The following is a 12,161-nucleotide window of genomic DNA, read 5'->3' as shown; positions in this document are numbered from 1 at the left end:
TGTGGGAGCTGGCTTGCCGGCGATGGGGCGCGCAGCGGCCCCGCACTACATCAATGCGAGAGGTAGACGGTCAGGGTCTGGCCTGGCTTCAGGGCATGGCCGCTGCGTGGGTTCCAGCGCTTGAGGTGCTTCATTTCCACGTTGAAGCGCTTGGCCACCAGGTACAGCGAGTCGCCTTTGCGTACCTTGTACTGCGTGGAGCGCTTCCCGGAGGCGGCTACCCGATTGCCAGCAGCGCTCGGCGCGCTGCCACCGCGCAGGGCCAGCACCTGGCCAGCGCGCACGCTGTTGCCGGAGAGACGGTTCCAGCGCTTGATGTCCTTGACCGAAACGCGGTTGGCCTTGGCGATTGCGCCCAGATTGTCGCCGCGCTTGACCCGGTAGCTGCGCGCCGCGACCGGAGCCTTGGCTTCGGCCACTGCGCGGGCGAACACGGCCTTGTTCGGCTGCAGGCTGACCAGTTGCTCGGGCTTGAGGTTGGACAGGCTGTCGCTCAGCAGTTGCGCCTTGGCGGTGGGTACCAGCAGCTGCTGCGGGCCGTCCACGGTCATGCGCTTCTTGAATGCCGGGTTGAGCTGGATCAGCTCGTCTTCGTCGATATTGGCGAAGGCTGCTACCCGCGACAGGTCGAGGCGGTCGTTGATGGCCACCGCCTCGAAGTAAGGTTCGTTGGCGATCGGGTTCAGGTTCACGCCATAGGCTTGCGGCGTGAGTACCACCTGCGACAGGGCAAGCAGCTTGGGCACGTAGTCGCGGGTTTCCTGCGGCAGCGGCAGGTTCCAGTAGTCGGTGGGCAGGCCGAGCCGCTCGTTGCGCTCGATGGCGCGGCTGACCGTGCCTTCGCCGGCGTTGTAGGCAGCCAGGGCCAGCAGCCAGTCGCCGTTGAACATGTCGTGCAGGCGGCTGAGGTAATCGAGTGCGGCATTGGTCGAGGCGGTCACGTCGCGACGGCCATCGTAGAAGTTGGTTTGGCGCAGGTTGAAGTGGCGCCCGGTGGACGGAATGAACTGCCACATGCCTGCGGCGTGGGCGCGCGAGTAGGCCATCGGGTTGTAGGCGCTTTCGATGGCTGGCAGCAGGGCCAGCTCCAGCGGCATGTCGCGCTCTTCGAGGCGCTCGACGATGTAGTGCAGGTAGAGGCTGCCACGCTCGCCGGCGCTTTCGATGTAGCTTGGGTTGCTGGCAAACCACAGACGCTGCTGCTCGATGCGCGGGTTGACGTCGATGTTGTCCTGCAGGGCAAAGCCCTGGCGCATGCGTTCCCATACATCCTGGGGTGCCTGCTCGGCCGGCTTGACCAGCAGCGGCGAAGGCTTGTGCTTGATCCGCGCCTGGTAGTTGTGCGCGCGAACGCTATCGGATTCGTCGAGCTGACGGGTGCTCTGGCAGCCCACCAAAGTGGCGGCCAGGGCCAGCGCACTGATTTGGGCCAGGCGCGTCAGGGCGACGGAATGAGAGGTTCTGCGGCTACGGGAAGACATCGGCTGACACAGGTTTCCGGGTGAAAAATTTCGGCGATTCTAGAAACCGCTCCGGGCCTGGTCAACCTTTGACCATCGCTTGCGATATATCTTGAGGTTATCAGAAGGTGTCCTTCCAAGACCTCAAGGCAGCAAAAACAGCGACATGCGAGGGGTTTGAATGTCCCTTCCATTCGTCTGCTTTTTGTTTAACTAATGTTTCAGAGGTGCGCAGGAAGGGATTGGTCAGGCGCTCCAGACCGATCGTTGATGGCAATGTGATGCGATTTTCGCCACGCAAACGGGTAACGTCCTCGAACCGCTGTTGAACGTGCGGGTTGCCGGGTTCCACCGCCTTGGCGAAACGCAGGTTGCTCAGGGTGTATTCGTGGGCGCAGTACACTTCGGTGTGCTCTGGCAGGGCTGCCAGGCGGGCGAGGGCAGGCTGCATCTGTTCGGGGGTGCCTTCGAACATGCGCCCGCAACCGGCGGCGAACAATGTGTCGCCACTGAACAGCACGGGTGTTGCCGGCTGGTCGCTGAACAAGGCGATATGCCCCAGGGTATGGCCGGGCACGGCCAGCACCTGGAAGGTCACGCCAAGCACGGTCACCTGGTCACCTTCGTCCAGCGCCAGGTCACGGCAGGGAATGTGCTCGCGGGCCGGGCCGCAGACGCGGGCGCCGGTCAGTTGCTTGAGCCGCTCCACGCCGCCGACGTGGTCATTGTGATGGTGGGTGACCAGGATGTCGCTCAGTACCCAGCCGGGGTTCGCCGACAGCCAACGTTCCACTGGGCCGGCGTCACCCGGATCGACCACCGCGCAGCGGCGTTTGGCAGTATCCTGTAACAACCAGATGTAGTTGTCGGAGAAAGCGGGGAGAGCATCGATCTGTATCATGGTGCGGATCCGATTCGCCTAGCGTGGCACATGAAGGCATCTTAGCCGCGATGGCGCGGTGCGAGAACCTTCGAGGGAGAGCGCAATGACCGACCAAGCCTTTGCCCAGGCCGACCCGGAGTGGGTCAAGCTGATCAGCCTGGCCCGTGAGTGGTTCAACGGCCCACTCGGCCAACTGATGCTCAAGGAGGAGGAAAAACTGCTGGAAGAAGAGCTCGGGCGCTTCTTCGGGGGTTACCTTGTGCACTACGGGCCCTGCGCCGAGCCACCGCCCAGCGCGCCTCAGGTGCAGCGCAACGTGCGCCTCGGCGCGCCGCTGCCGGGGGTGGAGATTGTCTGCGAAGAGCAGGCCTGGCCGCTGAGCGAGCACGCCGCCGATGTGGTGGTGCTGCAGCATGGCCTGGATTTCAGCCTGTCGCCCCACGGCCTGCTGCGCGAGGCGGCCAGCGCCGTGCGCCCTGGCGGGCACCTGCTGATCGTCGGGATCAACCCCTGGAGCAGTTGGGGCATGCGCCATTTCTTCAGCCACGGCGCCCTGCGCAAGGCCCGTTGCATCTCGCCGTCGCGGGTGGGCGACTGGCTCAACCTGCTGGGCTTCGCGCTGGAGAAACGCCGCTTCGGGTGCTATCGTCCGCCGCTTGCCTCGCCGGCCTGGCAGCACCGCCTGCAGGGCTGGGAACGGATGGCCGGCGGCTGGCAGGGCTCCGGAGGCGGGGTGTACCTGCTGGTGGCGCGCAAGATGGTGGTGGGCCTGCGGCCGTTGCGCCCGGAGCGCCGCGAGCCGATGGGCAAACTGCTGCCGCTGCCGCTGGCCAAGGTCAACCGCACGGCGGCCAACCCCGAAACTGACAAGCACTGACTTCAAGAGTGGTACATGAGCGATAGCGTCGAGATGTTTACTGATGGTGCCTGCAAGGGCAACCCGGGCCCTGGTGGCTGGGGCGTGCTGATGGTCTACAAGGGCGTCGAGAAGGAACTGTGGGGCGGCGAGCGTGAAACCACCAACAACCGCATGGAGCTGATGGCTGCGATCCAGGGCCTGATGTCGCTGAAGCGCGAATGCGAGGTGGTGCTGACCACCGACTCGCAGTACGTGATGAAGGGCATCAACGAATGGATGACCAACTGGAAGAAGCGCGGCTGGAAAACCGCGGCCAAGGAGCCGGTGAAGAACGCCGACCTGTGGCAGCAGCTGGATGAGCAGGTCAACCGCCACAAGGTGACCTGGAAGTGGGTACGCGGGCACATCGGCCACCCCGGCAACGAACGCGCCGACCAGCTGGCCAACCGTGGCGTCGATGAGGTGCGCGCCAAGCGTTGAGCTGGGGTACAATTGCGCCCTTTGTAACTGATGCAAGTTGGAGCGCCCCGCGTGGAGCAGCAGCAAGATAAACGGTTCGTCATTCTCGATACCGAAACCACGGGTATGCCGGTCAGCGAAGGCCACCGGATCATCGAGATCGGCTGTGTCGAGGTAATCGGCCGGCGCCTGACCGGGCGGCACTTCCACGTTTACCTGCAGCCGGACCGCGAGAGTGACGAGGGCGCCATCAACGTCCACGGCATCACCGATGCCTTCCTGGTCGGCAAGCCACGCTTTGGCGATGTGGCCGAGGAGTTCTTCGAGTTCATCCAGGGCGCCACGCTGGTCATCCACAACGCGGCGTTCGACGTTGGCTTCATCAACAACGAATTTACCTTGCTGGGCCAGCAGGACCGCGCGGACATTTCCCAGCACTGCACCATCCTCGACACCCTGCTGCTGGCGCGCTCGCGCCACCCGGGGCAGCGCAACAGCCTGGATGCGCTGTGCAAACGCTACGACATCGACAACTCGGGCCGTGAACTGCACGGCGCATTGCTCGACTCGGAACTGCTGGCTGACGTCTACCTGGCGATGACCGGTGGCCAGACCAGCCTGTCGCTGGCCGGGCATGGGGCAGAATCGGGGGATGAAGGGGGCGGTGCTGGCGGCAGCGAGATTCGCCGTATTACCGGGCGTGTGCCCGGGCGGGTGATCATGGCCAGTGCCGAGGAGCTGGAGGCGCATGCCGAGCGCCTGGCGGCCATTGCCAAGTCGGCGGGTGGGCCATCCATGTGGCAGGTTTTGACCGAGACACCTGCTAGCTGATTTTCAGCCTGTACCGGCCTCTTCGCGGGCGCGCCCGCTCCCACAGACAATCGACTGGTCTTGAATACAATCCAGTCCCTGTGGGAGCGGGTTCACCCGCGAAGAGGCCAGTACAGGCAGTACAAGGCTCAACTACCCTGAAATGGACGCCATGTCCTTCGGAGGTAGCCACCTGATGTACAAGGACCTCAAGTTCCCCATCCTCATTGTCCACCGTGCCATCAAGGCCGACAGCGTCGCTGGCGAACGCGTGCGGGGCATCGCCGAGGAACTGCGCCAGGACGGCTTTGCCATCCTCGCCGCCGCCGACCATGCCGAGGCCTGCCTGGTCGCCGCCACCCACCATGGCCTGGCTTGCATGCTGATTGCCGCCGAGGGCGTCGGCGAGAATACTCACCTGCTGCAGAGCATGGCCGAGCTGATTCGACTGGCCCGCCTGCGTGCGCCCAACCTGCCGATTTTCGCCCTGGGCGAACAGGTGACCCTGGAAAACGCCCCCGCCGAAGCCATGAGCGAGCTCAACCAGCTGCGCGGCATCCTCTACCTGTTCGAAGACACCGTGCCGTTTCTTGCGCGCCAGGTGGCGCGTGCCGCACACATCTACCTCGACGGCCTGCTGCCGCCGTTCTTCAAGGCCCTGGTACAGCACACCGCGCAGTCCAACTATTCCTGGCACACCCCGGGCCACGGCGGCGGCGTGGCCTATCGCAAAAGCCCGGTTGGCCAGGCCTTTCACCAGTTCTTCGGGGAAAACACCCTGCGCTCGGACTTGTCCGTTTCCGTGCCGGAGCTGGGCTCGCTGCTCGATCACACCGGCCCCTTGGCCGAAGCCGAAGCCAGGGCCGCACGCAACTTTGGCGCCGACCATACCTTCTTCGTCATCAATGGCACCTCCACGGCCAACAAGATCGTCTGGCACGCCATGGTCGGCCGCGACGACCTGGTGCTGGTGGATCGCAACTGCCACAAGTCGGTGGTGCACGCGATCATCATGACCGGTGCCATTCCCCTCTATCTGTGCCCCGAGCGCAACGAACTGGGCATCATCGGCCCGATCCCTCTCAGCGAGTTCAGCGCCGAGGCGATCCAGGCGAAGATCCAGGCCAACCCTCTTGCCCGCGATCGCGGGCAGCGCATCAAGCTGGCGGTGGTGACCAACTCCACCTACGACGGCCTGTGCTACCACGCCGGGCTGATCAAGCAGAGCCTGGGCGCCAGTGTCGAGGTGCTGCACTTCGACGAAGCCTGGTTCGCCTATGCGGCCTTCCACGAGTTCTTCACCGGGCGCCATGCCATGGGCACGGCCTGCGCGGCAGACAGCCCGCTGGTGTTCAGCACCCATTCCACCCACAAGCTGCTGGCCGCGTTCAGCCAGGCCTCGATGATTCATGTGCAGGACGGGGCCAGGCGCCAGCTGGACCGTGACCGCTTCAACGAAGCGTTCATGATGCACATCTCGACCTCGCCGCAATACAGCATCCTCGCTTCGCTGGATGTGGCCTCGACCATGATGGAGGGGCCGGCCGGGCGTTCGCTGTTGCAGGAAATGTTCGACGAGGCGCTGAGCTTTCGCCGTGCCCTGGCCAACCTGCGCGAGCATATCGCTGCCGACGACTGGTGGTTCAGCATCTGGCAGCCGCCGAGTGCCGAAGGCATCCACCGTTTGGCCGCGCAGGACTGGCTGCTGCAGCCGGGGGCGGAGTGGCATGGCTTTGGCGAAGTGGCGGACGACTATGTGCTGCTCGACCCGCTGAAGGTGACCTTGGTGATGCCGGGCCTGAGCGCGGGCGGTGCGCTGGGCGAGCATGGCATCCCGGCGGCGGTGGTCAGCAAGTTCCTCTGGGAGCGGGGGCTGGTGGTGGAGAAAACCGGCCTTTACAGCTTTCTGGTGCTGTTCTCGATGGGCATCACCAAGGGCAAGTGGAGCACCCTGCTTACCGAGTTGCTGGAGTTCAAGCGCCACTATGACGGCAATACCGCCCTGAACAACTGCCTGCCGAGCGTGGTGGCTGCCGATGCCTCACGCTACCAGGGTATGGGCCTGCGCGACCTGTGCGACCAGTTGCATGGCTGCTACCGGGCAAATGCCACGGCCAAGCAGCTGAAGCGGCTGTTCACGCGCTTGCCGGAGGTAGCCGTGAGCCCGGCCCGGGCCTATGACCAGATGGTGCGCGGTGAGGTGGAAGCGGTGCCGATCGAGATGCTGCTGGGGCGCGTGGCGGCGGTGATGCTGGTGCCGTACCCGCCTGGTATTCCATTGATCATGCCGGGCGAGCGGTTCACCGAGGCGACCCGCTCGATACTCGATTACCTGGCATTCGCCCGGGCGTTCAACCAGGGCTTCCCAGGTTTCGTCGCCGACGTGCACGGCCTGCAGAACGAAAGCGGCCGCTACACGGTGGATTGCATCAAGGAATGCGAATGATCTCGACGCCGCTGCGCGCCAGTTCGAAGCGGTTTTCGCCCAGGTGGTTGACCTTGTCGCCGATGGCCAGGCGATAGGTGGTGATGGGGGCGCCCAGCGTGCTGCCGTCGGTTTGCAGGGTCGACTCCTGGAACTCGTGCACGGGGTAGATGCGGCCTTCGGCGTCACGGGCGTGGAATTGGCCGACCATTACTGCTGCCATTTGGGTGGAAACCTCTGAATTGCGTGGGAAATGTCTGCAGGCATAGACCGTGGAACAGCGTCGGAAGTTTTCGCCCCGCGGAAAAAAAACCAAGGCGCCGAGGAACGGTCATCTATAACTACAACGTCCCTTTACTCAGCGAAGGTTGGAAATTGCCATGAGCCAGGTGTATTCGGTAGCGGTTGTCGTCGGTAGCTTGCGCAAGGATTCCTACAACCGCAAGGTCGCCCGCGCACTCTCGGAACTGGCGCCGTCCAGCCTTGCCCTGAGGATCGTCGAGATCGGCGATCTGCCGTTGTACAACGAGGACGTCGAGGCCGACGCACCGCCAGAGGCCTGGAAGCGTTTTCGCGACGAAATCCGCCGCAGCGATGCGGTGCTGTTCGTTACCCCGGAATACAACCGTTCGGTGCCGGGCTGCCTGAAAAACGCCATCGATGTGGGGTCGCGGCCCTACGGGCAGAGCGCTTGGGGGGGCAAGCCAACGGCGGTGGTCAGTGTGTCGCCGGGGGCTATTGGTGGTTTCGGTGCCAACCATGCCGTGCGCCAGTCGCTGGTGTTTCTGGATATGCCGTGCATGCAGATGCCTGAGGCCTACATCGGCGGTGCAGCGAGCCTGTTCGATGACGCAGGCAAGCTCAACGACAAGACCCGGCCGTTCTTGCAGGCATTTGTCGACAAGTTTGCTTCGTGGGTTAAGTTGAACCGGGCGGTTTGACCTGCCTTGAGCAATCATCGCTGAGCGCACGATCCCTGTAGGAGCGGCCTTGTGTCGCGAAAGGGCTGCGCAGCAGCCCCGGCAATTTATGTTGCGAAGCTGAAATCCTGGGGCTGCTGCGCAGCCCTTTCGCGACACAAGGCCGCTCCTACAAAAAAGCGGATTAGCGGAAGCTGTAGGAAACCCCGGCATACACGCCAAAGCCTTCGCCCGGCGTCGAGCGGGCGTTGTCTTTGCCGGCATCGTCATAGGTCGGTGTCACCGTCGCCGCATAACGCTTGTTGGTCAGGTTGCGCAGGTCCAGCCAGGTCTGCCAGTCCTGCTTCGGTGAATCCCAGCCCAGGCGCGCGCCGAGCAAGGCATATTCATCGGCGTGGTAGCTGTTGGCGTAGTCCACCTGCACCTTCGACGCCATCTGCGTGTTGACCCCGGCGTAGAAGCCGCTCGGCCAGTCATAGCGCAGCTCGGCCTGGTAGTAGTGCATGGGGATGCCCGGCAGGCGGTTGTCGTCGAACTGGTCGTCATCGCGGTAGTGGAAATCACTGAAGGTGTAGGCCTGGCGCAGGCTGAGCTTGCCAGTACCGGCGCGCTCCCACAGGGTGCTGTCGAGGCCGGCTTCCACGCCCTGGTGCACGGTGGGGCTGGCGTTGAACTCCGAGGTGAAGTTCGGCACCACTTCCACGGCCAGCAGTTCATGGCGCACCTGCGCGTAGTACCAGGCCAGGTCCCAGCGGCCAAGCACCGAATCGCCACGCGCGCCCAGCTCCAGGGTAGTGGCGGTCTGGTTCTGCATCTCGATCGGCTGGATCTGCTTGCCGCCTACTTTGGGCGAGCTCCAGATCAGTGACCACGGGTGGGGCGGCTCTACCGAGCGGCTCAGGTTGCCGTATACCTGCAGGTCCGGGCGGATGTCATAGCGCAGCCCCACGCGTGGCGCATAGTCCCAGTCATGCATGCTTACCTTGCCGCCCTCGGCAGGGTAGGTGACATCACTTTCACGGCGGGTATAGATCATCGCCAGGCCCGTGGTCAGCCACAGGTTCGGCACCAGTTCCAGGTCGTTGCCCACATGCAGCACCGTGTCCGAGCCCTGGTAGGTGAAGTCACGGGTGCGCTCACCGAACACATCGCCGTTGCGGTTGAACTGCGAAGCACCACTGTTGGGCAGGTGCTTGGTGGTGCGCCAGCCGATGGTGGTCTTGCTCTCATGGCCGAACAAGGTATCGCGACGGAAGTAGTTCAGCGTGCCGCTGACATCGGTGTAGGCCACCTTCAGGCGCATCGGGCCTTCACGCAGGTCCATCGGGTAGTCGTGGTATACCAGGCCGGCTTCCAGGCGCGCATCGTCGTCGAGGTAGAAGGTGGTCTTGTTGCCCACCCAGGTGCTGCCCGGCTGCGGGCGGCTGTCGTCGCGGGCCAGGTAGGCCGGGTTGGCCGCACGTGGGTGGTGCTTGATCTGCTCCTTGGTCAGGCGCCCGGCCAGCTCGTTCTCGGTTTCCCGGTAGCGCAGGTAGAAGCGGGTTTCCAGGTTCGGGTTGAAGCGGTAGCCGACGTTGGCGGCAACGCCCTTGGCGCTGCCACTGCTGTGCGCCTGGTAGCCGTCATATTCCGAATCGGTCAGGGCCACGTAGTAGTCGAGGTTGCCCAGCACCTGCCCTGAGCTGATATGCCGGTGCTGGTAGCCGCGGCTGCCGACTTCGTAGCGCACCTGTAGCGGCGCGGCGTCGTAGCCGGTGTGGGTGACATAGTTGATCGCGCCGCCAAGGGCGAGGGAACCCTGGTCGAAGCCGTTGGCGCCGCGCAGCACTTCGGCACGGCTCAGCCACAGCGGCTCGAACAGCTCGTAGGGCGTACCGCCCGGGCCGGTCAGGGGCAGGCCGTCGAACATCGTGTAGACCCCGGAGCCGTGGGCCCCCGGTGCGCGGTTGATGCCCGAACCGCGGATCGACAGTTTGATGCCATCGTTGCCCGCCGATTGCGCGAACACCCCGGGCTGGTAGGCCAGTACATCCTGGTTGCTGGCAACCCGGCCTTGCCCTACACGCTGCATGTCCACCAGGTTGCTTGCGCCCGGCACTTCGTGCAGGCGTTCGCTGGCTGCGGTCAGGTCGTTCTGCTCCTCATCGGTGATCAGCACCTGGCCCAACTCGACCGAAGATGCAGCCAGGGCGGGCTGGGAGGCAGCGAAAGCAGCCAGCAGGCCGAGGCAGGATGGTGGGGGCAAAACGCAACGCATTGTACGACTCCAGGCGAAAGGCGAATGGACAACGGCGTTGAGACGAGCGAAATGCCGCTTGGAGCACGAGGAAAGTCGACAAATATCGCGCAACCTTCGTCAGACGGTTTTGTACGAAAGTTCTTTACAAGCCGCAGCGATGGAGCTGGGCGACCCGCGCTTCGTAAGGTGATTGCAGACCGGCAGCGATGCCTCGCTCAATCACCCGTGGAGTTCAAACATGACTGACAACGCACGACACTCGCAGCAACCCCTGGCGGACGCCCCGGTTCGCCTGACGCCACGTGAACGGCAAGTGCTGTTGTGGTGTGCCTACGGCAAGAGCTCGTGGGAGATTGGCCAGATACTGGAATGCAAGGAATCGACGGTGAACTTCCATGTGTCGAACATCCTGCGCAAGTTCGATGTGCCCACGCGGGTGGCTGCGGTGATCAAGGCCATTCGCTACGGCATGCTGGCCGAGCAGTGAGGGGGTGAAGCATGGGCAACGATCCTCGGTTACGGCGTTATGCCGATTGCCATGACCCCTTCTGGCCACGGGTAGACCTGGACAGGCTGCGTGAGCGCCTGAACCTGAAGCGGCCTGTCAGTGAAGCTGTGCTGGAAGTGGCCGCACGCTGCGCTGCCATCGACGCGGCACGTGAATTCGCACGCTGGCGCGCGGTGTTGCGAGAGCGGGGCTACAAGCGCCTCGAGGATGTGGCCGGGCATGACCACGGGCGTGCATTGCGGGTGTGCTACATCCGCTTTGTCGAAGCCGCGGTCATGCGTAACCTGGGCTCGACCGCCTACCTGCCCGCCGCACTCCGAGGGGCTGCCCATGACTGAAAAATCTGTTGTCGACAGCCTGGCCCCGGCGCTGGTGGAGTTGCTGGGCGTGGATGGCAATGTCCTGTTCGCCGCGCTGCTGGGGGCTTTGTTGGTGAGCGCGGCGCGTGACCGGTTGATCACCAACAAGGCCAGGCGCCTGACGCTGGGCAAGAAACTCTTGCTGGTGTTCGTGACCGTGGGGGTTGGCCACCTGTTCGAGCCGCTGGTTTCGTCACTGGTGCCCTTGCTGAGCCGTGGCATGGCGGGGTTCGTGGCTGCCGTGGTGGTGATCCCCATCAGCCTCAAGGTGATGGTCTGGCTGGATACGCTGGACCCGCGTGAACTCATCCAGCGCTGGCGCCGCCGGGGCTAGCCGCTGGCGGCATTGGGCGAGCGACTGGTCAGCGCGTTCAATTGCCGCTCCAGCTGCTGGATGCGTTGCTTGTCCTGGACCAGCAGGAGAACGGCTTGGCGATCGGCAAGCGACAGGGTGCGCAGGCGCGCGAGCATGTCCTGTTCCCAGCCTTCGTCGTCCAGGCCTGCGCGATGTCGTTCGGGTTCACCCAGCAGAAGCCAGTCCAGTGAGCATGCGTATTGCTTGGCAATGTCTATGCAAAGTGAATAAGGAATGCTGTCGCGCACCTTCCAGCTGCTCAATGTCTGCGGGCTGATCGAAAGCGCTCTGGATAGCTCGGCGTCAGATTCCGTAGCGGTCAGAAGCTTCAGCCGGGTCAGCACCGAAGCAAGTACGTGGGTACTCATAACAAATATCCATGACTGGTTTAATGATATTCCATGGGCTTAAACTACTCGTTATGAATACAGCCCTGCGTTTTAAGGAGCATTCCTGCAATGAGAAGCATCAAACTGAAGAATACACCTATATATGCAGCCAATACTGACAAAACCGGACGACTATTCTCACAGAAGGTAAGCCCGAACAATGCTTGCAGGTACTTGCCGTGAGTACATACAAGCTGGTTTGCCCGCATTGCCATAGCCGGATGCGTATCCGTACCAGCGAAGGGCGTCATATTTTTCTGCGGATCGCTTATTTGCAATGCACCACCGAGGCCTGTGGCTGGTCAGTGCGCGCCGAGTTCGAGATGACCCATGAACTCTCGCCCAGCGGCATGCCCAACCCGGAAGTCTACCTGCCTTCGGCCAATGGTGATTTGCGCAAGGCAGCGCTGCCGGCAGCCGTGCAGGACAACCCCGGCGAATGAGCTTTCATGGCTACGGATACAAAACGTGCAGATAAAAAAACACCCCGCATGA

The 12,161-nt window shown here is 63.4% G+C and carries 14 protein-coding genes; 9 read left to right on the top strand and 5 right to left on the bottom strand.

Going from position 1 to position 12,161, the window contains the following annotated elements; translation table 11 throughout:
• Window positions 1-50 precede the first annotated feature (50 nt).
• A complete protein-coding gene (locus R9B85_RS03965) occupies window positions 51-1,481 on the bottom strand; it encodes a lytic transglycosylase domain-containing protein (protein ID WP_133974128.1) in 1,431 nt (476 codons plus the stop codon).
• Between the two features lie 100 nt (window positions 1,482-1,581).
• Window positions 1,582-2,361, bottom strand: coding sequence for a hydroxyacylglutathione hydrolase (gloB, locus tag R9B85_RS03960; RefSeq protein WP_112252945.1), 780 nt, complete (start codon window positions 2,359-2,361; stop codon window positions 1,582-1,584).
• 85 nt (window positions 2,362-2,446) lie between these two features.
• Here gloB and R9B85_RS03955 point away from each other — a divergent pair, with 85 nt between their 5' ends.
• The 4 genes from R9B85_RS03955 to R9B85_RS03940 all read left to right on the top strand — a co-directional run bounded on the left by R9B85_RS03955 (window position 2,447) and on the right by R9B85_RS03940 (window position 6,917).
• Window positions 2,447-3,220 carry a class I SAM-dependent methyltransferase gene (locus tag R9B85_RS03955; RefSeq protein ID WP_112252944.1) on the top strand — a complete coding sequence of 258 codons (774 nt, stop codon included), beginning with the start codon at window positions 2,447-2,449 and terminating at the stop codon, window positions 3,218-3,220.
• A gap of 15 nt (window positions 3,221-3,235) precedes the next feature.
• Window positions 3,236-3,682 (top strand): ribonuclease HI, encoded by a 447-nt coding sequence (gene rnhA, locus R9B85_RS03950; RefSeq protein ID WP_112252943.1) that lies wholly within the window; start codon window positions 3,236-3,238, stop codon window positions 3,680-3,682.
• 51 nt (window positions 3,683-3,733) lie between these two features.
• Window positions 3,734-4,492, top strand: coding sequence for a DNA polymerase III subunit epsilon (gene dnaQ, locus R9B85_RS03945; RefSeq protein WP_423770852.1), 759 nt, complete (start codon window positions 3,734-3,736; stop codon window positions 4,490-4,492).
• A gap of 175 nt (window positions 4,493-4,667) precedes the next feature.
• Window positions 4,668-6,917, top strand: a complete 2,250-nt coding sequence (locus tag R9B85_RS03940) for an Orn/Lys/Arg decarboxylase N-terminal domain-containing protein (protein ID WP_112252940.1) — start codon at window positions 4,668-4,670, stop codon at window positions 6,915-6,917.
• Here R9B85_RS03940 and R9B85_RS03935 read toward each other — a convergent pair.
• Window positions 6,901-7,119, bottom strand: coding sequence for a hypothetical protein (locus R9B85_RS03935; RefSeq protein WP_003261019.1), 219 nt, complete (start codon window positions 7,117-7,119; stop codon window positions 6,901-6,903). The two genes, R9B85_RS03940 and R9B85_RS03935, sit on opposite strands and share 17 nt — an antisense overlap.
• A gap of 157 nt (window positions 7,120-7,276) precedes the next feature.
• Here R9B85_RS03935 and chrR point away from each other — a divergent pair, with 157 nt between their 5' ends.
• Window positions 7,277-7,837 carry a class I chromate reductase ChrR gene (gene chrR / locus R9B85_RS03930; RefSeq protein WP_112252939.1) on the top strand — a complete coding sequence of 187 codons (561 nt, stop codon included), beginning with the start codon at window positions 7,277-7,279 and terminating at the stop codon, window positions 7,835-7,837.
• A 163-nt stretch (window positions 7,838-8,000) separates the two neighbouring features.
• Here the strand turns inward: chrR and R9B85_RS03925 are convergent, their stop codons facing one another.
• Window positions 8,001-10,073, bottom strand: coding sequence for a TonB-dependent receptor family protein (locus R9B85_RS03925; RefSeq protein WP_423770851.1), 2,073 nt, complete (start codon window positions 10,071-10,073; stop codon window positions 8,001-8,003).
• Between the two features lie 220 nt (window positions 10,074-10,293).
• Between R9B85_RS03925 and R9B85_RS03920 the strand changes: the two genes are divergently transcribed.
• The 3 genes from R9B85_RS03920 to R9B85_RS03910 are packed head-to-tail and all read left to right on the top strand — an operon-like array spanning window position 10,294 to window position 11,256.
• A complete protein-coding gene (locus R9B85_RS03920; RefSeq protein WP_003261017.1) occupies window positions 10,294-10,542 on the top strand; it encodes a helix-turn-helix domain-containing protein in 249 nt (82 codons plus the stop codon).
• Window positions 10,543-10,553: 11 nt separating this feature from the next.
• Window positions 10,554-10,901: a head completion/stabilization protein gene (locus tag R9B85_RS03915; RefSeq protein WP_215520574.1), complete on the top strand. Its 348-nt coding sequence runs from the start codon at window positions 10,554-10,556 to the stop codon at window positions 10,899-10,901.
• Window positions 10,894-11,256 (top strand): hypothetical protein, encoded by a 363-nt coding sequence (locus R9B85_RS03910; protein ID WP_023662583.1) that lies wholly within the window; start codon window positions 10,894-10,896, stop codon window positions 11,254-11,256. The genes R9B85_RS03915 and R9B85_RS03910 overlap by 8 nt, the downstream gene beginning before the upstream one ends.
• Here R9B85_RS03910 and R9B85_RS03905 read toward each other — a convergent pair.
• The gene (locus tag R9B85_RS03905; protein WP_215520575.1) at window positions 11,253-11,645 is read right to left on the bottom strand and encodes a helix-turn-helix domain-containing protein; all 393 of its coding nucleotides are present in this window, start codon (window positions 11,643-11,645) and stop codon (window positions 11,253-11,255) included. The genes R9B85_RS03910 and R9B85_RS03905 overlap by 4 nt on opposite strands.
• Window positions 11,646-11,845: 200 nt before the next feature.
• Here R9B85_RS03905 and R9B85_RS03900 point away from each other — a divergent pair, with 200 nt between their 5' ends.
• Window positions 11,846-12,109 (top strand): ogr/Delta-like zinc finger family protein, encoded by a 264-nt coding sequence (locus R9B85_RS03900; protein WP_112252933.1) that lies wholly within the window; start codon window positions 11,846-11,848, stop codon window positions 12,107-12,109.
• Window positions 12,110-12,161 lie beyond the last annotated feature (52 nt).

Source organism: Pseudomonas sp. NLJ1 (assembly GCF_049486705.1).
Taxonomy (GTDB): Bacteria; Pseudomonadota; Gammaproteobacteria; order Pseudomonadales; family Pseudomonadaceae; genus Aquipseudomonas; species Aquipseudomonas inefficax.
This window is presented reverse-complemented; position numbering and strand designations above follow the sequence as displayed.

Excerpts from the sequence above, each read along its gene's own strand:
- R9B85_RS03965 (WP_133974128.1), bottom strand. The coding sequence starts at position 1,481 with ATGTCTTCCCGTAGCCGCAGAACCTCTCATTCCGTCGCCCTGACGCGC.
- gloB (WP_112252945.1), bottom strand. The coding sequence starts at position 2,361 with ATGATACAGATCGATGCTCTCCCCGCTTTCTCCGACAACTACATCTGG.
- R9B85_RS03955 (WP_112252944.1), top strand. The coding sequence starts at position 2,447 with ATGACCGACCAAGCCTTTGCCCAGGCCGACCCGGAGTGGGTCAAGCTG.
- rnhA (WP_112252943.1), top strand. The coding sequence starts at position 3,236 with ATGAGCGATAGCGTCGAGATGTTTACTGATGGTGCCTGCAAGGGCAAC.
- R9B85_RS03940 (WP_112252940.1), top strand. The coding sequence starts at position 4,668 with ATGTACAAGGACCTCAAGTTCCCCATCCTCATTGTCCACCGTGCCATC.
- R9B85_RS03935 (WP_003261019.1), bottom strand. The coding sequence starts at position 7,119 with ATGGCAGCAGTAATGGTCGGCCAATTCCACGCCCGTGACGCCGAAGGC.
- chrR (WP_112252939.1), top strand. The coding sequence starts at position 7,277 with ATGAGCCAGGTGTATTCGGTAGCGGTTGTCGTCGGTAGCTTGCGCAAG.
- R9B85_RS03925 (WP_423770851.1), bottom strand. The coding sequence starts at position 10,073 with ATGCGTTGCGTTTTGCCCCCACCATCCTGCCTCGGCCTGCTGGCTGCT.
- R9B85_RS03920 (WP_003261017.1), top strand. The coding sequence starts at position 10,294 with ATGACTGACAACGCACGACACTCGCAGCAACCCCTGGCGGACGCCCCG.
- R9B85_RS03915 (WP_215520574.1), top strand. The coding sequence starts at position 10,554 with ATGGGCAACGATCCTCGGTTACGGCGTTATGCCGATTGCCATGACCCC.
- R9B85_RS03910 (WP_023662583.1), top strand. The coding sequence starts at position 10,894 with ATGACTGAAAAATCTGTTGTCGACAGCCTGGCCCCGGCGCTGGTGGAG.
- R9B85_RS03905 (WP_215520575.1), bottom strand. The coding sequence starts at position 11,645 with ATGAGTACCCACGTACTTGCTTCGGTGCTGACCCGGCTGAAGCTTCTG.